The organism is Kitasatospora sp. NBC_01250, assembly GCF_036226465.1.
Lineage (GTDB): Bacteria > Actinomycetota > Actinomycetes > Streptomycetales > Streptomycetaceae > Kitasatospora.
In genome coordinates, this window is record NZ_CP108476.1 from 5807755 (window position 1) to 5831720 (window position 23966).

20 protein-coding genes are annotated in these 23966 nt (G+C 72.3%); 10 read left to right on the forward strand and 10 right to left on the reverse strand.

The window, feature by feature from the left end; genetic code table 11:
• Positions 1 to 152: 152 nt before the first annotated feature.
• The gene (gene mce, locus OG500_RS24570; RefSeq protein ID WP_327068985.1) at positions 153 to 602 is read right to left on the reverse strand and encodes a methylmalonyl-CoA epimerase; all 450 of its coding nucleotides are present in this window, start codon (positions 600 to 602) and stop codon (positions 153 to 155) included.
• A gap of 208 nt (positions 603 to 810) precedes the next feature.
• Between mce and OG500_RS24575 the strand changes: the two genes are divergently transcribed.
• Together OG500_RS24575 and meaB are read left to right on the forward strand one after the other, a co-directional pair.
• Positions 811 to 2016 carry an acetyl-CoA C-acetyltransferase gene (locus OG500_RS24575; protein ID WP_327068986.1) on the forward strand — a complete coding sequence of 402 codons (1206 nt, stop codon included), beginning with the start codon at positions 811 to 813 and terminating at the stop codon, positions 2014 to 2016.
• A 41-nt stretch (positions 2017 to 2057) separates the two neighbouring features.
• The gene (meaB, locus tag OG500_RS24580) at positions 2058 to 3023 is read left to right on the forward strand and encodes a methylmalonyl Co-A mutase-associated GTPase MeaB (RefSeq protein WP_327068987.1); all 966 of its coding nucleotides are present in this window, start codon (positions 2058 to 2060) and stop codon (positions 3021 to 3023) included.
• Between the two features lie 25 nt (positions 3024 to 3048).
• Here meaB and OG500_RS24585 read toward each other — a convergent pair whose 3' ends face one another.
• Both OG500_RS24585 and OG500_RS24590 read right to left on the reverse strand, forming a co-directional pair.
• Positions 3049 to 3564 carry a MarR family winged helix-turn-helix transcriptional regulator gene (locus OG500_RS24585; RefSeq protein WP_327068988.1) on the reverse strand — a complete coding sequence of 172 codons (516 nt, stop codon included), beginning with the start codon at positions 3562 to 3564 and terminating at the stop codon, positions 3049 to 3051.
• A gap of 134 nt (positions 3565 to 3698) precedes the next feature.
• A complete protein-coding gene (locus OG500_RS24590) occupies positions 3699 to 4475 on the reverse strand; it encodes a DUF2127 domain-containing protein (RefSeq protein WP_327068989.1) in 777 nt (258 codons plus the stop codon).
• A 216-nt stretch (positions 4476 to 4691) separates the two neighbouring features.
• Between OG500_RS24590 and OG500_RS24595 the strand changes: the two genes are divergently transcribed.
• The 4 genes from OG500_RS24595 to OG500_RS24610 all read left to right on the forward strand — a co-directional run bounded on the left by OG500_RS24595 (position 4692) and on the right by OG500_RS24610 (position 7876).
• Entirely contained in the window at positions 4692 to 5003 is a 312-nt protein-coding gene (locus OG500_RS24595) for a DUF3817 domain-containing protein (protein ID WP_327068990.1), read from the forward strand.
• Positions 5004 to 5097: 94 nt separating this feature from the next.
• On the forward strand, positions 5098 to 5622 hold the full coding sequence (locus tag OG500_RS24600) for a MarR family winged helix-turn-helix transcriptional regulator (RefSeq protein WP_327068991.1): 525 nt from the start codon (positions 5098 to 5100) through the stop codon (positions 5620 to 5622).
• 82 nt (positions 5623 to 5704) lie between these two features.
• Entirely contained in the window at positions 5705 to 6043 is a 339-nt protein-coding gene (locus OG500_RS24605) for a DUF3817 domain-containing protein (protein WP_327068992.1), read from the forward strand.
• Positions 6044 to 6190: 147 nt separating this feature from the next.
• The gene (locus OG500_RS24610) at positions 6191 to 7876 is read left to right on the forward strand and encodes an acyl-CoA mutase large subunit family protein (protein ID WP_327068993.1); all 1686 of its coding nucleotides are present in this window, start codon (positions 6191 to 6193) and stop codon (positions 7874 to 7876) included.
• On the opposite strand, the gene OG500_RS24615 is transcribed toward OG500_RS24610, so the two are convergent.
• Positions 7852 to 8517 (reverse strand): TetR/AcrR family transcriptional regulator, encoded by a 666-nt coding sequence (locus tag OG500_RS24615; protein ID WP_327068994.1) that lies wholly within the window; start codon positions 8515 to 8517, stop codon positions 7852 to 7854. The genes OG500_RS24610 and OG500_RS24615 overlap by 25 nt on opposite strands.
• Before the next feature lie 438 nt (positions 8518 to 8955).
• Between OG500_RS24615 and trxA the strand changes: the two genes are divergently transcribed.
• The 4 genes from trxA (at position 8956) to OG500_RS24635 (ending at position 13431) form a co-directional block, all read left to right on the forward strand.
• Positions 8956 to 9948, forward strand: coding sequence for a thioredoxin (gene trxA / locus OG500_RS24620; protein WP_327068996.1), 993 nt, complete (start codon positions 8956 to 8958; stop codon positions 9946 to 9948).
• A gap of 633 nt (positions 9949 to 10581) precedes the next feature.
• Positions 10582 to 11262, forward strand: coding sequence for a DUF6230 family protein (locus OG500_RS24625; protein WP_327068997.1), 681 nt, complete (start codon positions 10582 to 10584; stop codon positions 11260 to 11262).
• Between the two features lie 151 nt (positions 11263 to 11413).
• The gene (locus OG500_RS24630) at positions 11414 to 12007 is read left to right on the forward strand and encodes a DUF6114 domain-containing protein (RefSeq protein ID WP_329583477.1); all 594 of its coding nucleotides are present in this window, start codon (positions 11414 to 11416) and stop codon (positions 12005 to 12007) included.
• Positions 12004 to 13431, forward strand: a complete 1428-nt coding sequence (locus tag OG500_RS24635) for a hypothetical protein (protein WP_329583480.1) — start codon at positions 12004 to 12006, stop codon at positions 13429 to 13431. Before OG500_RS24630 ends, OG500_RS24635 begins: the two co-directional genes overlap by 4 nt.
• Positions 13432 to 13512: 81 nt before the next feature.
• Here OG500_RS24635 and pyk read toward each other — a convergent pair whose 3' ends face one another.
• The 6 genes from pyk to OG500_RS24665 all read right to left on the reverse strand — a co-directional run bounded on the left by pyk (position 13513) and on the right by OG500_RS24665 (position 23805).
• Positions 13513 to 14943 carry a pyruvate kinase gene (pyk, locus tag OG500_RS24640; RefSeq protein ID WP_327069000.1) on the reverse strand — a complete coding sequence of 477 codons (1431 nt, stop codon included), beginning with the start codon at positions 14941 to 14943 and terminating at the stop codon, positions 13513 to 13515.
• 61 nt (positions 14944 to 15004) lie between these two features.
• The gene (locus OG500_RS24645) at positions 15005 to 16213 is read right to left on the reverse strand and encodes an acetate kinase (protein WP_327069001.1); all 1209 of its coding nucleotides are present in this window, start codon (positions 16211 to 16213) and stop codon (positions 15005 to 15007) included.
• Positions 16210 to 18372, reverse strand: a complete 2163-nt coding sequence (gene pta / locus OG500_RS24650) for a phosphate acetyltransferase (RefSeq protein ID WP_327069002.1) — start codon at positions 18370 to 18372, stop codon at positions 16210 to 16212. The genes OG500_RS24645 and pta overlap by 4 nt, the downstream gene beginning before the upstream one ends.
• Before the next feature lie 153 nt (positions 18373 to 18525).
• Complete coding sequence (locus OG500_RS24655) at positions 18526 to 19743, reverse strand: alpha/beta hydrolase (protein ID WP_329583484.1); 1218 nt, start codon at positions 19741 to 19743, stop codon at positions 18526 to 18528.
• Between the two features lie 141 nt (positions 19744 to 19884).
• Positions 19885 to 22299: a 1,4-alpha-glucan branching protein GlgB gene (gene glgB / locus OG500_RS24660; RefSeq protein WP_329583487.1), complete on the reverse strand. Its 2415-nt coding sequence runs from the start codon at positions 22297 to 22299 to the stop codon at positions 19885 to 19887.
• A gap of 78 nt (positions 22300 to 22377) precedes the next feature.
• On the reverse strand, positions 22378 to 23805 hold the full coding sequence (locus OG500_RS24665; protein WP_327069005.1) for a maltokinase N-terminal cap-like domain-containing protein: 1428 nt from the start codon (positions 23803 to 23805) through the stop codon (positions 22378 to 22380).
• Positions 23806 to 23966 lie beyond the last annotated feature (161 nt).

Here is a 23966-nt window from a genome sequence, read left to right on the forward strand (position 1 = left end):
CCTTGTGGAGAATGGTGACAGATCCGTACTGCGACTGTTCAGCCGTGCCCTGGTTGGACTCCCCTGCGACCCTGGGCAGTGTAGTGGGCCGGAGCGGGGCTGTAACCGCCGAGGTCGGCACTGGCGCAGGTTACCGGCGGGTCGGTCCCGGGTCAGTGGCCCTCGCCGGGCTCCTGGTGCGTCCCCGCGGAGGTGACCAGTTCGGTCAGTACCCCGCCGCAGTCCTTGGGGTGCAGGAAGGTGATCCGGGAGTCCATCGAGCCGCGCCGCGGCTCCTCGTAGAGCACCCGCACGCCCTTGCCCTTGATCGCTGCCGCGTCTCCGTCGACGTCCGCGGTGCCAAAAGCGATGTGGTGCACGCCCTCGCCGTTCTTGGCCAGCCACTTGGCGACCGTGGAGTCCTCCCGGGTGGGCTCCAGGAGCTGCAGGTAGGAGGCGCCGCCGTCGCCGGTGTCGTTGATCTTGAGCATCGCCTCGCGGACGCCCTGCTCCTCGTTCACCTCGCTGTGGAACACCTCGAAGCCGTAGGTGGCCCGGTAGAACTCGACGGTCTTGTCGAGGTCGAAGCAGGCGATGCCGATGTGGTCGATCCGGGTCAACACGGGTAAGCCTCCTGAAGGTGGGTCGCACCAGTGCAGCGCAGATTCCGGGCCTCGCGCCACCGGGTCTCGTGCGAGCCTGATCACACCGTTGCTCCGGTGACGCCCGGGTTACGGGTCAGTACATTGAGCTGCATCCTCCCCCCGGGCCCTGTCGTCGTGCTAGATCCGGCAGGACTCGCTGGCCATGACGCGCGAAGGGGCTCGTTCCATGCCTTCCGATTCCACCGCAACCACCTCCGTGATCGTCGCGGGCGCCCGCACCCCGATGGGTCGGCTGCTCGGTTCGCTCAAGGGCTTCTCCGGGGCCGACCTGGGCGGCTTCGCCATCAAGGCCGCGCTGGAGCGGGCCGGTGTGACGGGCGATCAGGTGCAGTACGTGATCATGGGTCAGGTGCTGCAGGCCGGCGCCGGGCAGATCCCGGCCCGCCAGGCCGCCGTCAAGGCCGGCATCCCGATGAGCGTGCCGGCGCTGACCATCAACAAGGTCTGCCTCTCCGGCCTGGACGCCATCGCGCTGGCCGACCAGCTGATCCGGGCCGGCGAGTTCGACGTCGTGGTGGCCGGCGGCCAGGAGTCGATGACCAACGCCCCGCACCTGCTGCCCAAGTCCCGCGAGGGCTACAAGTACGGCTCGATCGAGCTGCTCGACGCGATGGCCCACGACGGTCTCACCGACGCCTACGAGAACATCCCGATGGGTGAGTCGACCGAGAAGCACAACACCCGCCTGGGTATCGGTCGCGAGGTGCAGGACGAGATCGCCGCCCGGTCGCACCAGCGGGCCGCCGCCGCGCAGAAGAACGGCCTCTTCGAGGCCGAGATCGTGCCCGTCCCGATCCCGCAGCGCAAGGGCGAGCCGGTCCTGTTCAGCCAGGACGAGGGCATCCGTGCCGACACCACGGTCGAGGGCCTGGCCAAGCTGCGCCCGGCGTTCAGCAAGGACGGCACGATCACCGCCGGCAGCGCCTCGCAGATCTCCGACGGCGCCGCCGCCGTGGTCGTGATGAGCCGGGCCAAGGCCGAGGAGCTGGGCCTGAGCTGGATCGCCGAGATCGGCGCGCACGGCAACGTGGCGGGCCCGGACAACTCGCTGCAGTCGCAGCCGTCCAACGCGATCCTGCACGCGGTGGCGAAGGAGGGCATCGCGGTCGGGGACCTGGACCTGATCGAGATCAACGAGGCGTTCGCCGCCGTCGCCCACCAGTCGATGCTGGACCTCGGCGTCACCGACGAGAAGGTCAACGTCAACGGCGGCGCGATCGCGCTCGGTCACCCGATCGGGATGTCCGGCGCCCGGCTGGTGCTGCACCTGGCACTGGAGCTGGGCCGGCGCGGCGGCGGCGTCGGCGCGGCGGCGCTGTGCGGCGGCGGCGGCCAGGGCGACGCGCTGATCGTCCGGGTGCCCAAGGCCTGAGCACCGGCCGTCCCACCGCAAGGACCCGAAGGAGAAGCTCCATGACCGACGTGCCGGCCCTGGTCGAGCAGGCCAGGGCGGGGCACCCGCGTGCGGTGGCCCGGCTGATCTCGCTGGTCGAGAACGCCGCCCCGGAACTGCGCGAGGTGATGGCCGCGCTCGCTCCGCACACCGGCCGGGCCCACACGGTGGGGCTGACCGGCTCGCCCGGGGTGGGCAAGTCGACCTCCACCTCGGCGCTGGTCACCGCCTACCGCCGGCTCGGCCGGCGGGTCGGGGTGCTGGCGGTGGACCCGTCCTCGCCGTTCTCCGGCGGTGCGCTGCTCGGCGACCGGGTACGGATGCAGGAGCACGCCACCGACCCGGACGTCTTCATCCGCTCGATGGCCACCCGCGGTCACCTGGGCGGGCTCTCCTGGGCGGCCCCGCAGGCGCTGCGGGTGCTGGACGCGGCGGGCTGCGAGGCGATCCTGGTGGAGACCGTCGGGGTCGGCCAGTCCGAGGTGGAGGTGGCCGCGCAGGCGGACACCACGGTGGTGCTGCTGGCCCCCGGGATGGGCGACGGGATCCAGGCCGCCAAGGCGGGCATCCTGGAGATCGGTGACGTCTTCGTGGTCAACAAGGCCGACCGGGAGGGCGCGGACGCCACCGTGCGGGAGCTGGGGCACATGCTGGGGCTGGGCGAGTCGCGCCGGCCCGGTGACTGGCGGCCGCCGATCGTCAAGACCGTGGCCTCCCGCGGCGAGGGGCTGGACGAGCTGGTCGAGGCGCTGGAGAAGCACCGCGCCTGGCTCGCCGAGGGCGACCGGCTGGCGGCCCGCCGGCAGCGCCGCGCGGCGCAGGAGATCGAGGCGATCGCGCTGGCGTCGCTGCGCTCGCGGATCGGCGACCTGCGCGGCGACCGGCACCTCGACGCGCTGGCCGAGCGGGTCGCGGCCGGCCGGCTCGACCCGTACGGCGCGGCCGACGAGCTGGTGGCCGGCCTGACGGACGAACAGCGGGGCTGACGTCCGGGCGCCGCAGCGGCCGGGCCTAGGCCCGGCCGCGCAGCGCGCGCAGGTGCTCGGCGATCGGGGCCAGCGCCTCGTACATGGCGTCGATCTGGTCGTTGTCGAAGCGGTCGATGAAGTGCGCCCGCACGCTGCGCACGTGGTCGGGCGCGACGGCGCGCAGCGTCTGCCAGCCCTGCTCGGTCAGGTGGGCGTACAGGCCCCGGCGGTCGCCCGGACACTCCTGGCGCAGCACCAGGCCGGCGCTCTCCATCCGGGTGATCTGGTGCGAGAGCCGGCTCTTGGACTGCAGGGTGGCGGTGGCCAGGTCGGTCATCCGCATCCGCCGGTCGGGGGACTCGGAGAGCACCACCAGGATCTCGTAGTCGTTGATCGCCAGGTCGTGCTGCTGCAGCTCGCGGCTGAGCTGGTACTCCAGCAGCTTGCTGACCTCCAGGTGGGCACGCCACAGCCGCTGCTCGCGGGCGTTGAGCCAGGGGGTCTCATCGGCGGCGGGTTCGGGCGCGGCCGTGGTCGGCTCGGTGGCGTGCGTATCCATGACGCCATGATACGCGATATTGTTCAACGTTCTACTATATTGGATGGTCCAGGAAGCATCTCGGCCCCTGCTGGCCGCCGGAATCACTCGAACCAGTGAGGCCGGATCCGCGCCACCTGCTCCCACCTGCGGTGTCACACGCCGATCGGGGCCACCTCGGCCGCCTGTTCGACCTCCAGCAGCGAGGCCGAGTGCCGCTCCGCCTCGAAGGCCGCGACGCCGCCGCGCAGCCCGAACAGCCGCTTGGAGAGCAGGATCCACAGGACGGCGAGCACATTGACGACCGTGGTGGCGATCTTGACCGCGGAGGCGTGCTCGGACAGCTCGTAGCCCTCCAGCGGCAGGAAGGCGGCGGTGGCGATCACCGCGAGGTACTCGGCCCAGCGGCGGCCGAGCCACAGGCCCACCCCCTCCACCGCCTCGATCAGCGAGTACGCCAGCACGCCGGCCGCGACGTAGACCAGCGTCTTGTGCTCGTAGTCGAAGGTCTTGCGGATGGTGTCCACCACCGAGGCGTGCTCCAGGTCCCAGTGGAAGTGGTCCGCCACCGGCTTGAAGACCGTCAGGTTCTGGTCGAACAGCTCGTGCAGGGCGTCCTGGCTGTTGGAGAACTTCCACACCGCCCAGGCGATCAGGATCCCCAGCACCCCGCGCAGCCCGCGCTCCACGGCCAGGATCCGCAGCACGAACAGGTCGCGCAGTGCCTTGCCGCGCACCACCAGCGGCGCGTTCGCGGCCGGCCCGCTGCCGTGCGGCTCGCCGAGCGCGAAGTCGCCGCAGCGCAGGCAGCGCCAGGCCTCGCCGATGGCGGTGCTGGCGTGCAGCCGGGCGCGCAGCTCCGGCTCGCTCGGTGCGTAGGTGGTGTGGCCGCGCCTGGCGCAGGTGCGTAGGTTCCAGTCCAGCTTGCCCATGGTGGAGCTCCCCCGTTCGGTTCCCGTACACCCGCTCGGGGTGTGCGGGAAGCAGGATAGCGAGCCGGCGCCCGGGTGGTCCCCGGCGTCGTTCCCAGTGTGACCTCCGGCACCACGGGCCCCCCGGAGCCGGGTCCGCAGCAGTGGTCTGCTCATAATGGGCGACGGCTTGTGCTCCCGTTCACAAGCGAACCCGTCACCCGTGAGGTCCTCGTCATGCAGAACAGCGCCGCCCACCGCCTGCGTCTCGTCTCCGGCCCCGAAGGCCTGTCCTTCATACTTCTGCTGGTCGGGATGATCTTCAAGTACAACACCAGCTTCAACCCGGTCCCGGTGCTCGGCATGATCCACGGCATGCTCTTCCTCGCCTACGTCGCCTTCCTGGGCCTGGCCTGGCAGAAGCAGGGCTGGGACCTCAAGCGGGTCGCCCTGCTCTTCGTCCTGTCGGTGCTGCCGACCGGCGGCTTCTTCGCCGAGCGGATGCTCGCCAAGGAGGAGCGCGGCGAGCTCGCGCCGGCCACCGCCTGAACCGGCGCCCCGGCCGGCGCCGGGGCCGACGGCCGGGTCCCACCATGCGGGCCGTCGGGCGGGCCGCGCAGGGCCCGCCGGTACGGTGTGGGACGTGGCCAAACCCCTCGCACTCGACTTCGACCCGATCGCCCGTGCCGACGAGCTGTGGGCCCGGCGCTGGGGCGAGGTGCCGTCGATGGCGGCGATCACCTCGGTGATGCGCGCCCACCAGATCCTGCTGGGCCGGGTCGACGCGGTGGTCAAGCCGTACGGGTTGACCTTCGCCCGGTACGAGGCGCTGGTGCTGCTCACCTTCAGCCGTACCGGCGAGCTGTCGCTGTCCAAGATCGGGGAGCGGCTGATGGTCCACCCGACCAGCGTCACCAACACTGTGGACCGGCTGGAGAAGGCGGGCCTGGTCTCCCGGCGGCCCAACCCGCTGGACGGGCGCGGGGTGCTGGCGGCGATCACCGCGCGCGGGCGCGAGGTGGTGGAGCAGGCCACCCGGGAGCTGATGGCCATCGAGTTCGGCCTGGAGTCCTACGACGAGGAGCAGTGCCGCGAGGTGTTCGAATTGCTCAGACCGCTGCGCGTGGCGGCCGGCGACTTCGCCGAGCCCCCGGCACGGCCGGTGTGAATCCGGCGGCTACTCTCGGATGGGCCGCCGTGTCTCAGTACCCCCCATCGAGATCCCCCCTGTCGAGCGAAAGCTGCCGAACATGAAGTCCACCCCCCTGCTGACCGCGTACCGGGCCCTGGCGATCGCCACCGGCTGCGCGCTGCTGATCTTCTGCGGTTTCATCGTCGCGAAGTACGGCTTCGACACCGGCGCGCAGGCCACCATGTACGTCGCGATGCTGCACGGCTACCTGTACCTGGCCTACTTCGTGGTGACCTTCCTGCTCGGCCAGAAGCTGAAGTGGCCGCTCGGCCGGATGCTCTTCACGCTGGCCGCCGGCTGCATCCCGTTCGCCTCCTTCGTCGCCGAGCGCCGGCTGATGCGCGACGTCGCCGGGACCACCGCCCCGGCGCCCGCCGAGCAGCCGGTCAGCGCCTGAGAGCCACCGCCGACCGCGGGGCCCCCACCGAGGTGGGGGCCTTCTGTGTGTCCGGAAGAGGCCCGCTCCGCCGCGCCGCCGACGGGTCGGCCCGGCGGCTCCGTAGATTTCGGGGACCCCCTACCCCCGACCCCGGAGCGGAGCCCGATGGACGCCGAGGAGATCGAGCACGGCCGCCGCCGCTGGCAGCAGCGCTACGACAGCGCCGTCAAGCGGGCGGCCGACTTCACCACGCTCTCGGGTGAGACGGTCGACCCGGTCTACGGGCCGCCGTCCGGCGCGGACCACCCGGGCTTCGAACGGATCGGCTGGCCGGGGGAGTACCCCTACACCCGCGGCCTGCACTCCACCGGCTACCGCGGCCGGCCCTGGACGATCCGCCAGTTCGCCGGCTTCGGCAACGCCGAGCAGACCAACGAGCGCTACCGGATGATCCTGGCGGCCGGCGGCGGCGGGCTCTCGGTCGCCTTCGACATGCCGACCCTGATGGGCCACGACTCGGACGACCCGCGCGCGCTCGGCGAGGTCGGCCACTGCGGGGTCGCCGTCGACTCGGCCGCCGACCTCGAGGTGCTCTTCGGCGGCATCCCGCTGGGCGAGGTGACCACCTCGATGACGATCAGCGGCCCCGCGGTGCCGGTCTTCTGCATGTACCTGGTGGCCGCCGAGCGGCAGGGCGTGGACCACCGGGTGCTCAACGGCACGCTGCAGACCGACATCTTCAAGGAGTACATCGCGCAGAAGGAGTGGATCTTCGCACCCGAGCCGCACCTGCGCCTGATCGGCGACCTGCTGGAGTACTGCGCCGAGCAGCTGCCCGACTACAAGCCGGTCTCGGTCTCCGGCTACCACATCCGCGAGGCGGGGGCCACGGCCGCCCAGGAGCTGGCCTACACGCTGGCCGACGGCTTCGCCTACCTGGAGCTGGGCCGCTCCCGCGGTCTGGACGTGGACGTGTTCGCACCGGGCCTGTCCTTCTTCTTCGACGCCCACCTGGACTTCTTCGAGGAGATCGCCAAGTTCCGCGCGGCGCGCCGGATCTGGGCCCGCTGGCTGCGCGACGTCTACGGCGCCCGGACCGAGAAGGCGCGCTGGCTGCGGTTCCACACCCAGACCGCCGGGGTCTCGCTGACCGCCCAGCAGCCCTACAACAACGTGGTGCGCACCGCCGTGGAGGCGCTGGCCGCGGTGCTGGGCGGCACCAACTCGCTGCACACCAACGCGCTGGACGAGACCCTGGCGCTGCCCTCCGCGCAGGCCGCCGAGATCGCGCTGCGCACCCAGCAGGTGCTGCTGGAGGAGACCGGGGTGGCCAACGTGGCCGACCCGCTGGGCGGTTCCTGGTACGTGGAGGCGCTGACCGACCGGATCGAGGCGCAGGCGGAGGAGGTCTTCGCCAGGATCCTGGCCAAGGGCTCGGCCGAGCACGGGATCGGCCCGATGACCTCCGGCATCCTGCGCGGGATCGAGGAGGGCTGGTTCACCCAGGAGATCGGCGAGTCCGCCTTCCGCTACCAGCAGGCGGTGGAGCGCGGCGAGAAGCGGGTGGTGGGCGTCAACTGCTTCCCGCAGAGCGTCACCGAGGAGCTCTCGATCCTGCGGGTCGGCCACGAGGTGGAGCGCGAGCAGGTCAGGCTGCTGGCCGCGCGCCGGGCCGGGCGCGACGAGGCGGCCGTGCGGGCGGGGCTGGCGGCGATGCTGGCGGCGGCCCGGGACGGCTCGAACCTGATCCCCTCGATGCTGGCGGCGGTGCGGGCGGAGGCCACCCTGGGCGAGATCTGCGACGCGCTGCGGGAGGAATGGGGGACCTACCGCGAGCCGGCCGGCTTCTGAGCGCCCTCCGGGCAGAGCCTGCGGTACAGCCCCGGGTTGAGCAGCAGGTCGGTGAAGCGGTGGATCCACTGCGGGGTGACCGGGTCGCCGATCACCAGCATCCGGTGCTCCACGGCGCCCGCGATGGTGTCGAAGATGATGTCGATCTCCTCGGCGGCGGCCAGCGGGTCCGGAGTCTCGGCCAGCTCGCCGCGGGCCAGCGCCTGCGCCAGGCCCTGGTGCACCAGCCGCTTCTGCGGGTCCACGATGTGCTCGCGGATCCGGCGGCGCAGCTGCGGGTCGCGGGAGCCCTCGGCGAACAGGGCGAGCAGCGAGGCCTGGCTCTCCGGTCTGGCCAGCACGGTGGCGAACTGGGTGACCACGTCCTCGATGTCGGCCTGCAGGCTGCCCCGGTCGGTCATCTCCAGCTGGTCGAAGAGGCTGGCGACGGCGTCCACCACCAGCTCGTTCTTGGAGGGCCAGCGGCGGTACAGGGTGGTCTTGGCGACGCCGGCCCGGGCCGCGACGTGTCCCATGGTCAGCCCGCCCCAGCCGAGTTCGGCCAGGACCTCGCGGGTGGCGTCGAGGATCGCCTGGTCCGCGGCGGCGCTGCGGGGTCGCCCTTTCGCGCGGGGCGGGGCCGGCTGCGGTGTGGGGGCCACCGGGCCTCCTTGCGTGTACTGGCGAGTAGCTTTTGGGTGGGGGATGTCACCGTATCGACACTTCGGCACCAGCGAAAGCATCTGGACCGGCCGGCCCCCGGCGGGTGCGGCCCGAGAGTGGGCCACATCACGCGCTTGACAGCCGAGGAGGGCTTGCGCACCGGGGGTCGGAGGCAGATACGCTACGACCTGTAGCGAATAGAGCGACAACCACGTGCCGGTCCTGTGGGAGGGGCGGGCACGCAGCGCGGGTGGGGATCCGCGCCGCTGACCGACCGGCCCTGGGCCGGTCGCTACCGGAGTGAAGCGGCTGCGCGCCCAGGCGGCGCGGAGCCGGGCCGGGGGTGAGGGCACCTCCCGGCCGGCGACGTCGGGCCCGGAGCAGCATTTCCGGGCGGATGGCGCCCGGCATCCACGCGGACGGGGGAGGATAGTGCCATGCAGCCACGGAACACGCATCTGAACAGCTCCGCTCTGCGCGGTGCGGTCGACCTCGCCGCGGTGAAGGCGGCCGGCGAGGCCGCGCAGAAGGCCGAGCAGGCCCGGGCCGAACGCGCCCGCCAGGCCGCCGCTGCCGAGGCCGCCGGGGTGGCGGCCCCGGGCGTCGGCTACCAGCTCGTCCTCGACGTCAGCGAGGCGACCTTCGAGGAGGAGGTCGTCCAGCGCTCCACCGAAGTGCCGGTGGTGGTGGACTTCTGGGCCGAGTGGTGCGGCCCCTGCAAGCAGCTGAGCCCGATCCTGGAGCGGCTGGCCGAGGAGTACGCCGGCCGGATCGTGCTGGCCAAGATCGACGTCGACCAGAACCAGCTGATCGCCCAGCAGTTCGGCATCCAGAGCATCCCGGCCGTGATGGCCGTGGTGGCCGGCCAGCTGGTGCCGCTCTTCCAGGGCGCCGAGAACGAGGCCAACGTCCGCAAGGTGCTCGACCAGCTGATCGCGGTCGCCGAGCAGAAGTTCGGCATCGTCGGCGGCGCGGGCCTGCCCGCCGGCGAGGACGGTGCGCTGCCCGGCCTGCCCGAGGACCCGGCGCTGGCCGCCGCGCACGAGGCGCTGGACCGCGGCGACCTGGGCGGCGCGGTGCAGGCCTACCAGAACGTGCTGAGCGACCAGCCCGGCAACCAGGAGGCCCAGCTGGGCCTCGCCCAGGCCCAGCTGCTGCTCCGCGTGCAGGGCATGGACCCCCAGGCCGTGCGCGGTGCCGCCGCCGGTGACCCCAAGGACGTCCAGGCCCAGCTGGACGCGGCCGACCTGGACCTCGTCGGCGGCCACGTCGAGGACGCCTTCGGGCGCCTGGTCGACACCGTCGGCCGTACCGCCGGCGCCGACCGGGACGCCGCGCGGGTGCGGCTGCTGGAGCTCTTCGAGGTGATCGGCGCGGACGACCCGCGGGTCACCGCGGCCCGCTCGGCGCTGGCCCGGGTGCTCTTCTGACGCCTCCTCGGCGACTGCCCCTTGGGGCAGGTGGCACGGCGGGTGACCTGCGGTGTCGTCGGAGATAAGGCGACATTGCTGTCAACTCCGGCTGAGGTTTATCAAATCTTGACAAGAGCCGCGCGCGGTCACCTTGGGTGACCGCGCGCGGGTGTTTCCCTCCTGTTTCCAGCATGTTTCTCGGGCGCGACGCTCGGATTTCGTCACGGTGTGTCGATGTCATGAACAGGTCATTGTCAACCTGGACGGTTATTGGATTACCCGTCAGTAACGCACCCCTTGTGCTCCGGCCGGTATTCCAGCAGCATCGGCCACGCCTGGTCCCTCACTTCATCCTCCGGCCGCCTGCTGGACAGATGCCGGTGCGGGGTCCCCACCGGGCAGCCGCCGACACCCATCGGTGGCTGGGAGGGCAGGGGGGTACCGCGTCCCACCGCGGTCCTGTCCTCGATGCGGTCGCGCGGCCCCGCGTGGCCGTTGGTTGTCGCTCGGGGGTGATCGCCCGTCGTCCGGTTCCGGCCGACGGCGGTGCTTTCGGCTACCGAGGACGTTGCACGTCTCCCATCCCAGGACGGGATCCGCCCTAGCGTGTCGGGCCCGACCGGAGATGTACGTCCGAGAAGGAGGACACGCATGTCCCAGACTTACGGCAAGACCCGCTGGAAGCGCTTCGCCCTGGTGATGGTGCCCAGCATCGCCGCCACCGCCGTGGTCGGCGTCAGCATCGCGCAGAGCGCGCTCGCGGCGTCGTTCAGCGTGTCGGGGCAGAGCTTCAAGGTCACCACCGACCATCTGCGCGGCACCAACTTCGCCCAGTTCGGCTCCGTGGACGCGGAGAAGAACGGGACGCCGCACGTGATCGCGGTCTCCGCCTTCGACCACGCCACCATTCACAACCTGTGCCAGTCCGTCGTCACGGACATCCCGCTGCTGGGCCAGTACACCCTGACCCTGCACGCCGGTGAGGCCGCCGAGCAGAACCCGACGGACGACCCGAGCTACGACCCGTCGACCGACGCGGGCCAGGTCCAGGCCACCAACCTGCTGATCGACCTGGACCAGCTCAACGCCGACGCGACCTTCACCAACATCAACATCGGCCAGGACGCCTCCACGCTGACCGGTTCTGCCACGCAGAACTGGAAGGACATCCGGAACAACCCGAAGCCGACCGGTGCGATGGGCTTCGCCCAGTCCGCGCCCAACGCCGCGCTGCACAACGTGCAGCAGGAGGCCTGGGCCACCTCGGCCGGCACCTTCAAGCTGCCCGGTCTGAAGCTCGGCATCACCAAGGGTGCCAACGAGTGCTACTGAGCCGGCCCTGACGGTCCCCCAGGACCGGACGGAACGGACACCATGACCGGCCCGAGCCGGTCATGAGGGGGAGGGGGCGGCGCGCTACTGGCCGTCCCCTACCCGCACACCGACGCTCCCCCCTCGGACAGACCTCGCGAGGAGTTCCATCGTGACCAGCGCATCTGCCCCCGCTTGGCCCGACGGCGCGGGCCTCTTCACCCGGCTCCGGCTCAGGTTCCGCGCCTGGCGCCGCACCCGGCCGTTCTGGGGCGGTCTGCTGTCCGCCGTCGCGGGCTTTCCGATCCTCTACTTCCCCTACGCCCACCTCGGCATCGGCGACCTCACCATGGCGATGGCGACCACGGGCGGCGCCGGCGCCCTGGTCATCGGGCTGCTGATGATCGCGCTCGGGGTCTCGGCCTGGTTCCAGCCGGCCACCAGATACTTCTGCGGGATCGCGGTCACCATCCTGGCGCTGATCTCGATCCCGGTCTCCAACCTCGGTGGCTTCACCCTCGGTCTGATCCCCGGTCTGATCGGCGGCGGGCTGCTCTGCGCCTGGGCGCCGGTCAAGGACCAGGAGCAGGCCGCCGTCGCGGTGGCCGCGGACCCCAACATCCCGCCCTCCCTCCCGCCGCAGACCACGGCCGAGCACGCCACCGCCGAGTTCACCGCCGAGCCTGCCCCTGCCGAGCAGGTCGAGCAGACCGTGCAGCTCCCCGAGCAGTCCGGCACGACCGAGCAGGCGGGAGACGTGAAGTGACCGGCCGGGACGAGCAAGAGCCGCGGCGCAGCGAGGGCCCCCGGCACGCCGCGCCGCGCGCGAGCGGGCACAGGCGGGCCCGGCTGCTGGCCTTCACGGCCGTCCCGACCGCCCTGCTGATGGGCGGCAGCGTGGTGCCCGACCTGGCCTCGGCCGCGACCACCACGAACAGCGCCTGCGCCAGCGGTTCGACCGCCGCGAACGCGACCGGCAGCATCACCCAGGTGCCCAAGAGCCAGCTCACCCCGGTCCCGGACCCGAGTGCCACCAAGGCCTCGGCGAGCGGCGGCGGTCAGGCGATCAGCGCCGCCTTCGTCTCGCCGAACGCGGGCCCGGGCGCCCAGCAGCAGGCCGCCGCGGCGGTCACCAGCCGGGTGGTGCAGGCGGACGACGGCAGCGGCGGCGGGAACCTGATCGGCGACATCATCAACGGGATCACCGGCATCTTCACGCCGAGCCACCCGTCGAAGCCGAGCCCGTCCGCCACGGCGACCCCGGCGGTCCCCGCCGCGCCGCGGATCGGTGCGCCGGTCACCCCGAACACCTCCTCGCCGGCGCCCGCGTCCCCGAGCGGCCAGGCCGCCGCGCAGCCCCCGGCGAGCCCCGCCGCACCGGCGCCCGCGTCCTCGGGTCCGGCCGCCGTGCCGACGCCGTCCGCCGGGACGTCCGGCGCCCCCAGCGCGTCCGGCGGCGCGTCCCCGAGCAGCGCGCCCAGCACGGCCCCCAGCGCCTCGCCGAGCGGTTCGGCCACCGGCAGCCCGGCGCCGGGCGCATCGAGCGCCCCGAGCGGTTCGCCGGCGCCGACCGGCACCGCCGCGCCCTCGGCCGTCGCCTCCGCGCTCGCCAACGGCGACACCCGCCCGCTCTGCCCGGTGGACACCAGCAACCTCTCGGCCGCCGCCGCCCAGGGCGGCCAGGTGGTGCCCGACCAGAACTGGACGCTGAAGTCCACCAAGCTGGCCCTGCACGGCGCGGTCTTCGGCGGCGTCTACGAGGTGCACACCCCGACCACCACCAAGCGGGTGCTCAAGTTCACCGTCAGCTCGGTGGACATCGGCGATCTCGACATGTCGACGATCGAGAACACCGCGGCCGGCGGCAAGCCGCCGCAGACCTTCCACGTGCAGGGCGCCCCGGGCAGCACCTCGACCATGACCCAGGGCCCGATCACCATGTACGTGGAGAGCCTCAGCGGTGAGCTCTCCGCGCTGTACGGCATCCCGCTGCCGCCGCTGGGGACCATCACGCTGACCCCCGACACGCTGCCGACCTGGCTCTACGACCTGATCGGCGCGGTCCCGATCCCGCTCGACATCACCATGACCGGGGTCACCGCCATCCAGGCCGGCCAGTTCGGCGGCACCCTGCACATCCCGGGCATGCACCTCTACAACGACACCACGCCCTACCAGTACGGGCACTGACCAGGACGGTCACTCGCGCCCGGACAGCGGAGCGGGCCCCCTCCCAGCGGAGAGGGCCCGCTCCTGCGTGCTGGCGACGGCTCACTTGGCGTTGCGCGAGCCCAGGTGGTGCACCTGCACCATGTTGGTGTTGCCCGGCACGCCGGGGGGCGAGCCGGCGGTGACGATGGCGGTCTCGCCCTCGGCCAGCCGCTTCATCGACAGCAGCTCGCGGTCGACCTGGAGCACCATCTCGTCGGTGGTGGCCACCTGCTCCGTCACGTACGCCTCGACGCCCCAGCTCAGCGAGAGCTGGTTGCGGGTGGCGGCGTCCGGGGTGAAGGCGATCACCGGGATCGGCGAGCGGTAGCGGGACAGGCGGCGGGCGGTGTCACCGGACTTGGTGAAGGCCACCAGCGCCTTGGCGTTCAGGAAGTCGCCCAGCTCGCAGGCCGCGCGCGCCACCGAGCCGCCCTGGGTGCGGGGCTTGCGGCCCGGGTTGAGCGGCTGCAGGCCCTGGGCCAGCAGCTCCTCCTCGGCCTGCTCGGCGATCCGGCTCATGGTCTTGACCGTCTCGACCGGGAACTTGCCGACGCTGGACTCGGCGGAGAGCATCACCGCGTCGGTGCCGTCCAGGATCGCGTTGGCGACGTCGGAGACCTCGGCGCGGGTGGGGCGCGAGGCGTGGATCATCGACTCCATCATCTGGGTGGCGACGATGACGGGCTTGGCGTTGCGGCGGGCCAGCGTGATCAGCTTCTTCTGGACCAGCGGCACCTTCTCCAGCGGGTACTCGACGGCCAGGTCGCCGCGGGCCACCATGATGGCGTCGAAGGCGAGGACGATCTCCTCCATCGCCTCGACGGCCTGCGGCTTCTCGATCTTGGCGATCACCGGAACCCGGATGCCGACCTCGTCCATCACCTTGTGGACGTCGTCGATGTCGGCGGCGTTGCGGACGAAGGAGAGCGCGACCATGTCGACGCCCAGGCGCAGTGCGAAGCGCAGGTCGTCCTTGTCCTTCTCGGACAGGGCGGGCACGTTGACGGCCGCGCCGGGCAGGTTGATGCCCTTGTTGTTGGAGAGCACACCGCCCTCGATGACCACGGTCTTCACCCGCGGGCCGTCGACGCTGACGACCTCCAGGGCGATGACGCCGTCGTTGATCAGGATCGGGTCGCCGGGCTTCACGTCGCCGGGCAGGCCCTTGTAGGTGGTGCCGCAGATGTGCTGGTCACCGGGGACGTCTTCGGTGGTGATGGTGAACGTGTCGCCGTTGTCAACGGTCACCGGTCCGTTGGCGAAGGTCGCCAGACGGATCTTGGGGCCCTGCAGGTCGGCCAGGATACCGATGGTGCGACCGGTGTCCTCGGAGACCTGGCGGACCTTGAGGTATCGCTCCTCGTGCTCCGCGTGGGAGCCGTGGCTCATGTTCAGTCGGGCGACGTTCATGCCCGCCTCGACGATGGCCTTCAGCTGTTCGTAGGAGTCCGTCGCCGGACCCAGGGTGCAGACAATTTTCGCTCGGCGCATATCGATGATCCTATCCGTACGAGTTATTCCCAGGCATGGGGACGAACCTCCGAACAGCCGGTCATCGACCCCGGTGGACCAGTGCGTATACCTGTTGCGCGATCTCGAGCTCCTCGTCGGTGGGCACCACCGCCACCGCCACCCGCGCGTACGCGGGCGAGATCACCCGGGCCTCGCCGGAGCGGACCGAGTTCAGCTCGGGGTCGACCTCGATGCCCAGCTCCGTCAGCCCCTCGGTGGCCGCCGCGCGCACCGGCGCCGCGTTCTCGCCGACCCCGGCGGTGAAGGCGATCGCGTCCACCCGGCCGAGCACCGCGTAGTAGCCGCCGATGTACTTGCGCAGCCGGTGCACGTAGGCGCGGAAGGCCAGCTCGGCCGCCTCGTCGCCCTCCTCGGCGCGGCGCATGATCTCGCGCATGTCGTTGTCCCCGCACAGCCCCAGCAGGCCGCTGCGGCGGTTGAGCAGGTCGTCGATCTCGTCGATCGACAGGCCGCCGACCCGGTGCAGGTGGAAGACCACGCCCGGGTCGATGTCGCCCGACCGGGTGCCCATCACCAGGCCCTCCAGCGGGGTCAGGCCCATCGAGGTGTCCACGCAGACCCCGCCGGCCACCGCCGAGGCCGAGGCCCCGTTGCCCAGGTGCAGCACGATCACGTTGACGGTGGCCGGATCGCGGCCGAGCAGCTCGGCGGTGGCGCGGGCGACGTACTGGTGCGAGGTGCCGTGGAAGCCGTAGCGGCGCACCCGGTGCTCGTCCGCCACCGCCCGGTCGATCGCGTAGCGGGCCGCGTACTCGGGGATCGTGGTGTGGAAGGCGGTGTCGAAGACCGCGACCTGCGGCAGGTCGGGGCGCAGCGCCCGGGCCACCTCGATGCCGATGATGTTGGCCGGGTTGTGCAGCGGGGCCACCGGCACCAGGCGGTGGATCTCGCGGAGCACCTCGTCGGTGATCTCGGTGGGTGCGGTGAACCGCTTGCCGCCGTGCACCACCCGGTGCCCGATCGCGGCCAGCTCGGGGGAGTCCAGGCCCAGTCCGTCGGCGGCCAGTTCCTCGGCCACCGCCTTGAGCGCGGCGGCGTGGTCCGGGAAGGGCTGCGCCGTCTCGCGCTTCAGGCCGCTGCGCGGGGTGTGCACCAGCCGGCCGCCCTGCTCGCCGATCCGCTCCACCAGCCCGGCGGCCAGCCGCTCGCCGTCCACCATCTCGATCAGCTGGTACTTGACCGACGAGGAGCCGGCGTTGAGCACCAGGACCCGGGTCGCCTCGGTCATGCGATCGCCTCCTCGGCGGCTTGGTCCGGCACGGGGCTCTGACCGTTCACGGTGGTCTGGGCCTGGATCGCGGTGATGGCCACCGTGTTGACGATGTCCTGCACCAGCGCGCCGCGGGACAGGTCGTTGACGGGCTTGCGCAGGCCCTGCAGCACCGGCCCGACCGCGACGGCGCCGGCCGAGCGCTGCACCGCCTTGTAGGTGTTGTTGCCGGTGTTGAGGTCCGGGAAGATCAGCACGGTGGCCCGGCCCGCGACCGGGGAGCCAGGCAGCTTGGTCGCGGCGACGTGCGGGTCGACCGCGGCGTCGTACTGGATGGGACCCTCCACCAGCAGCTCCGGACGCAGCGCCCGGACCAGCTCGGTGGCCCTGCGGACCTTGTCCACGTCGGCGCCCGAGCCCGAGGTGCCGGTGGAGTAGGAGAGCATCGCCACCCGGGGCTCGACGCCGAACTGCGCGGCCGTCTCGGCGGACTGGAGCGCGATGTCGGCCAGCTGCTGGGCGTCGGGGTCGGGGTTGACCGCGCAGTCGCCGTAGACCAGCACCCTGTCCGCCAGGCACATGAAGAAGACCGAGGAGACGATCGCGGCGCCCGGCGCGGTCTTGATCACCTCGAAGGCGGGCCGGATGGTCGCGGCGGTGGAGTGCACGGCGCCGGAGACCATGCCGTCGGCGATGCCCTCCTGCACCATCAGGGTGCCGAAGTAGCTGACGTCGGTGACCACGTCGTGGGCCAGCTCGACGGTCATGCCCTTGTGCGCGCGCAGTTCGGCGTACAGCTCGGCGAAGCGCTCGCGCAGCGGGCTGGTGGCCGGGTCCACGATCCGCACCTGCGCCCGGTCGCCGGTCTCCTCGTGCGGCAGCGCGATGCCCAGGCCCGCGGCCTTGCGGCGCACGGCGTCCACCTCGCCGAGCAGGGTCAGGTCGCAGATGTTGCGGCGCAGCAGGATCTCGGCGGCGCGCAGCACCCGCTCCTCGGTGCCCTCCGGCAGCACCACGTGCCGCCGGGTGCTGCGGGCCCGCTCCAGCAGGGCGTGCTCGAACATCATCGGGGTCACCCGGTCCGAGCGGCTCAGCTCGATCCGGCTGGTGAGCTCGACGGTGTCGACGTGCAGTTCGAACAGGCCGAGCGCGATCTCGGCCTTGCGCGGGCTGCCGGCGGTCAGCCGGCCCTCCACGTGGGTCAGCGTGGCCGCGGTCGGCCAGCTGCCCTCGGGGACCACGGCGACCGGGGTGCCGGGCGCCAGCCGCGCGGCCAGCGCCAGCACGTCGGGGCCCGGGTGCTGAGCGAGCGTCAGCAGCACGCCGGCGATCGGCGGCGCGCCCGCCGCGTGCGCGGCCAGCGATCCGATCAGCAGGTCGGCCCGGTCGCCGGGGGTGACCACCAGGGCCCCCTCGGTCAGCGCGGGCAGGAAGGTGGGCAGCATCGCGCCGCCGAAGACGAACCCGCGCACGTCCCGGGCCAGCCCCGCCGCGTCGCCGAGCAGCACCTCGGCGCCGGTCGACTCGATCAGCTGGGCCACCGTCGGCGCGGCCAGCGCCGGCTCCTCGGGGATCACGTAGGCCGGCACCGGCAGCTTGCCGGTCAGCCCGCGCAGCACCGGCTGCTTGGCACTCGGCACCACCCGGTTGGCGATCATCGCGAGGGTGGAGCAGCCGAGGTCGGTGTAGGCGCGGTAGGCGTTGCGGACCTCGGCGACCGTGGTCGCCGGGTCCTGGCCGTGCCCGCCCACCACCGGGAGCACCCAGGCGCCGAACTCGTTGGCCAGGCGGGCGTTGAAGGCCAGCTCGTCGGGGATGTTGGTGTCCGCGAAGTCGGTGCCGAGCACCAGCACGGCCTGGCACTGCTGCTCCAGCGCGCGGAACCGGTCGACCAGGGTGGAGACCAGCTCGTCCTGTCCCTGGGCGGCCTGCAGTGCGGCGGCCTCCTCGTAGGTCAGCCCGTAGAGCTCGGTGGTCGGCAGCTCCAGCCGGTAGCGGCCGCGCAGCAGCTCCACCACGTGGTCGGTGCCCGCCTCGCCGGTGGCCCGCCCGTGCACCAGCGGCCGGAACACCCCGACCTGGTCCACCTGGCGGGTCAGCAGTTCCATGACCCCGAGTTCGACGGCCTGCCGCCCGTCCCCCCGGTCGATCCCGGTCACGTACACACTGCGTGCCACGCCAGTATCTCCGTCCCTCACCACTGCCTCCGGCACCCCACGGGCCCGGTCATCGGTTCGACCATACCTTCGCAGTCGGATGAGGTGTTCGCACGTGGGCTGGGCCGGGCGGCGCAAGGGGCGAAGGTCACCTGGCGGGGTGCCGGAGGTCACTCACTTCGGGGCCGGGATGATCCCCGAGAGCCACTTGAAGGCCGGCACCACCTGCTGGCTCCAGACCGAGGTCAGGTGCCCGCCGGCGGTCTCCGTGACGGTCACTGCGGTCGGTGCCTTGGCGGCCTGCTTCAGCGCCTGCGCGTCCGGGAGGCCGTCGGCGCCCTGGCCGCCGCTCAGCCACAGCCCGATGTTCGGCGGGGTGGTGGCCCGGGTGAGCATGTTGAGCGGGTTGTCGGCCTGGTTCAGCTGCGGGTCCTTGCCGACCAGCGAATCCGCCTCGTTCTGCGGGTTGTTGTAGCCGGACATGCTGATCGCGGCGCGGTAGCGGTCCGGGTGGCCGATCACCAGCCGGGTGGCGCAGTGCCCGCCGGCCGAGTAGCCCGCCACCGCCCAGCCGGAGGCGGTGTCCTGGGCCCGGAAGTTGTCCAGCACCATCTGCGGGACGTCACGGGTGAGCCAGGTCTCGGCGTTGACCTTGCCGGGGATGTCGGCACATCCGCTGTCCTGGTTGTTGGGCAGCAGGTTGAACCGGGGCGACACCAGGATGAACGGCGTCACCTGGCCGGACTTCATCAGCGGGCCGAGCTGGTTGGTGACGTTCATGCCGGACTTGCCGTACCAGGCGCTGGAGCTGCCGGGGTAGCCGACCAGCAACTCGACCACGGGGAAGCTCTTGTCCTTGTAGGCGGGGTCGTCGTACTGCGGCGGGGTCCACACCAGCACCTCGCCCTCGACGCCGGAGAGCTTGCCGTTCAGATCGGTCTGCTTGACGTCACGGGGCACGGCGTCGGAGTCCGGCTCCTTGAACTTCGCCAGCACCTTGGCCGGGGCGGAGGCGCCGGGCGAGGCGGCGGCCGCCGCCTGGTCCCCGGCCAGGCCGTTGTCCTTCGGCGGGACGGGGACGGAGCGCACGTGGTTGGAGGTGCCCAGCAGGTCGCCCCAGCTGCCGTAGAGCTGGTTGTCGTTGTTGACCATCACGAAGACCAGGGCGATGGCTGTGGCCTGGCTGAACAGGATGGTGGCGAAGAAGCCGACGGTGCGCACCGGCCCGGTGCCGCCGCCGGACCGCTTGCGCCGCCCCGCCGCCCGGGGGGCGGCGCCCGCGTTGCCGCCCGCGCCGTTGCCACGGGACAGCCACTGGACCATGGCCAGCGCGATCGATCCCACGAACAGAACGATCGTCAGAATGAAGAAGGGGGTGCCCGTCAGTGCCATCGCGCTCTTCGTACCCAGCTCCGCTTTCGCCCGGACCCGCTGTCCGGCGCAAGGAGAGACGTTAGGGCACGGCTGTTCGGTTGCGTGTCAGCGGGGAGTTTCCTGGGAGCCCCGCGGGCCCGCAACCGAACAGCCGGTCGGTCAGGCCGGACGCAGCCAGAGGGTGGCCAGTGGCGGGATCATCAGCTCGGTGCTGCGCGGCTGGCCGTTCCACTCCACCGGCTCGGCCTTCAGCACGACGGGGTTGCCGACGCCGCTGCCGCCGTAGCGCCCGGCGTCGGTGTTGAGCGCCTCGGTCCACAGCTGGTCGGCGCCGCCGAGGCTGGGCAGGCCGACCCGGTGCCCGTGCCGGACCACCGGGGAGAAGTTGCAGACCACCACGAGCGGGGGGCCGTCGAGGGGGTAGCGGACGAAGGAGAGCAGGTTGTCCTCGGCGGCGCCGCCGTCCAGCCAGCGGAAGCCGTCGGGGCTGGTGTCCTGCTCCCACAGCGCCGGGGTGGCGCGGTAGGTGCGGTTGAGCTCGCCGATCAGGCGCTGCACGCCCCGGTGCTCCTCGGCGGCGGGCCAGTCGGGGTCGAGCACCCACCACTGCGGGCCCTGTTCGTGGTCCCACTCGGCGCCCTGGGCGAACTCCTGTCCCATGAAGAGCAGTTGCTTGCCCGGGTGGGCCCACATGAAGCCGAGGTAGGCGCGGTGGTTGGCGCGCTGCTGCCACCAGTCGCCGGGCATCTTGCTGACCAGCGCCTGCTTGCCGTGCACCACCTCGTCGTGCGAGATCGGCAGCACGTAGTTCTCGGAGTAGGCATAGACCATCGAGAAGGTGATCTCGTTGTGGTGGTACTTGCGGTGCACCGGCTCCTTGGCGATGTAGACCAGCGAGTCGTGCATCCAGCCCATGTTCCACTTGAGGCCGAAGCCCAGGCCGCCGCTGTCGGTGGGGCGGGTCACGCCGTCCCAGGCGGTGGACTCCTCGGCGATGGTGACCACCCCGGGGCAGCGCCGGTAGACGGTGGCGTTCATCTCCTGGAGGAAGGCCACCGCGTCCAGGTTCTCCCGCCCGCCGTGCTCGTTGGGGGCCCACTGGCCGTCCTGGCGGGAGTAGTCGAGGTAGAGCATCGAGGCGACCGCGTCCACCCGCAGGCCGTCGATGTGGAACTCCTCGCACCAGTACACCGCGTTGGCCACCAGGAAGTTGCGCACCTCGGTACGGCCGTAGTCGAAGGTGAGGGTTCCCCAGTCGGGGTGCTCGGCGCGGCGCGGGTCGGCGGGCTCGTAGAGCGGGGTGCCGTCGAAGCGGGCGAGCGCGAAGTCGTCCTTGGGGAAGTGCGCGGGCACCCAGTCGACGATCACCCCGATCCCGGCCTGGTGCAGCGCGTCCACCAGGTACCGGAAGTCGTCCGGCGAGCCCAGCCGGGCGGTGGGGGCGTAGAACCCGGACACCTGGTAGCCCCAGGAACCGCCGAAGGGATGCTCCATCACCGGCAGGAACTCCACATGCGTGAAGTTCAACTCCCGCAGATACGCAGGCAGTTCCTCGGCCAGCTCACGGTAGCCCAACCCCGGCCGCCAGGAGGCCGGATGCAGCTCGTAGACCGACATCGGCGCGCGGTGGTGCTGGGTGCGGGCGCGGCGGGCCAGCCAGTCGGCGTCGTTCCAGGTGTAGTCGCTGTGGTGCACCACCGAGGCGGTGGCCGGCGGGCACTGGGCGGCGCGGGCGAGCGGGTCGGCCTTCTGCAGCAACCGCCCGTCCCGGGTGCGGATCTCGTACTTGTAGAGCGCACCTTCGCCCAGCCCCGGTACGAACAGCTCCCAGACGCCGCTCGCGCCCAGCGAGCGCATCGGGAACCCGGTGCCGTCCCAGTGGTTGAAGTCGCCCACCAGGCGCACCCCGACGGCGCTGGGGGCCCAGACGGCGAAGGCCGTCCCGGTCACGCCCTCCACCGTGCGCAGGTGCGAGCCGAGCACCCGCCAGAGCTGCTCATGGCGGCCCTCGCGGATCAGGTGCAGGTCCAACTCGCCCAGCGTGGGCGGCAGTCGGTAACCGTCCTGCTGGGCCAGCGGCGCGCAGCCCGGGTAGGCCACGGTCAACTGGTAGGCCGGGATGGCCGAGCCGGGCAGCAGGCCGGTGAAGAGGCCGGCCTGCTGGTGGGTCAACTCGGCCGGTCCGTACACGGTTTCGATGGTCACCCGGTCGGCGAGCGGTCGCAGCACCCGGATCGCGGTGCCGCCGGTGGTGGGGTGCGCGCCGAGCAGGGCGTGCGGGTCGTGGTGCGCGCCGTTCACCAGCCGGTCGATCTCGGCCGGCGGCAGCGGCGCCTCGGCCAGCCGCAGGACCGGGACGTCGGCCCCGCGCGGTGGCGCGTCCATCAGGGCCGGGGCCGGGGCCGGGGTCGGAGCGGGGCCCGGCGCCGGTGCTTCGGGTGCCTCGGCGCCGGCCCGGGTGGCCGGCGGCTCGGCCGCGGGCGTGCCGCGCCGGGGCGCCTGCGCGGCACGCGGACCGCCGCCGGACAGGAAGGTGGCGGGAACGGTCGGATTGGTGCGGTCGAGCGGGGCCACTGCGGGGTTCCTCCTGGCGGCTAGGGGATCAGTGCTGGCGTCGCCCTCGGGAACCGCGCGGCGATTCCTGATGACACGTCAAGGAGTGGTGGCTAGGCGGTGGATGGCGGTCAGCGGGATCGGCAGCCAGCCGGGCCGGTGCCGGGCCTCGTAGACCACCTCGTAGACCGCCTTGTCGATCTCCAGTGCCCGCAGCAGCTCCGGGCAGCCGGCCGGGTCGGTGCCGCCGGCCGCCGTGTAGCCCGCGCAGTAGGCGGTGCGGTTGCGGGCCGCCCAGCTCGCCGCCAGGTGGGCCAGCTGCGGATCGGGGTCGGCGCCGGCCAGCAGGTGGGCGGCGGCGTAGTCGAAGGAGCGCAGCATCGCCGCCACGTCCCGCAGGGCAGGCTGCGGCACCCGCCGCTCGGCCACCGACTTGGCCGGCTCGCCCTCGAAGTCCAGCAGCACCCAGCCGTGCGGGGTGCGCATCGCCTGTCCCAGGTGCAGGTCCCCGTGGATGCGCTGGACCGTCAGCCCGGTCAGGTGGTCGGCGGTCAGCTGCTGGAAGGCGGCGTGCAGCGCGGCCCGGTAGCGGCGCAGCGCCGGCACCGCGGCAGCCGCCACGTCCAGCCGCTCGGCCATCGCGGTGGCCAGCCGGCCGGTCTGCTCGCGGTCCAGCCTGGCCACCGGCAGCGCCCTGGCCAGCACCCGGTGCACCTCGGCGGTGGCCCGGCCCAGCCGGTGCGCCTCCACCGCGAAGTTGCCGGGGCTGGGGTCGCCCTTGAGCCGGGCCACCTGGTCCAGGGCCAGCTCCCAGCCGTCCTCCGCGTCCGGCAGAAAGCGCTGCAGCAGGCCCAGGGTGGCCGGCTCGGCGCCGACCAGCCGGCTCTCGAACCAGGCCGCCACCCGGGGGATCCGGGTGCTGCCGGCCCGCGAGAGGGCCAGCGAGAGCTCCAGGTCGGGGTTGGTGCCGGGGCTGATCCGGCGGAACAGCTTGAGGATGAAGGAGGTGCCGTAGATGACCGAGGTGTTGGACTGCTCGGCGGTGCCGGCCCGGCCGAGCAGGTCGCTGGGCAGCCCCGGCCCGGGGGTGCGGCGGAAGGCGAGCGGGCCGAACCGGTCGGCGGTGGCCAGGTGGCCGAGCAGCCGCCCGGTCAGTTCGGGGTCGTGCACCGCGTCGTACAGTACGGCGCCGTCGTACGGGCCGTGGCTGAGGCTGCCGAGCGAGGCCTCCGGGAGCAGGCTCGGTGGCGGTTCGGTGCGCAGGCCGAGCAGCAGCTGGTAGAGGTCGGCGCCCTCGCCGTGCTCCACCCGCAGCAGCAGGTGCAGCATCGCCGGGTCGCCGGTCAGCAGCGGGGTGGCGGTGAGCGGGCGCAGGCCGGTGATCGCCTGCCCCTTGCCGGCGTACCAGCGCTGCCCCGGCAGCCAGTCGGCGATCAGCGGCAGGGCGGCCTCGACCAGCTCGCCGACCGCCAGTGAGCCGCCCGTTCGCAGCCTGCCACCGTGCCCGCCCGGGCTGTGTCCCGCCACGACGCGGCCGGCGCCGGCGGCCCCGCGCGGTCCGCCCGGACCGCCCGGACTGCCGGAACCGCGTGGTGCGGTACCCGGGTCGCGATGGGCGTGGGCTTGAGAACGGGAGATTTCCGACATGACTCCCTTTCCCCGGAAGCGGACCGATGACCCGACAGGAT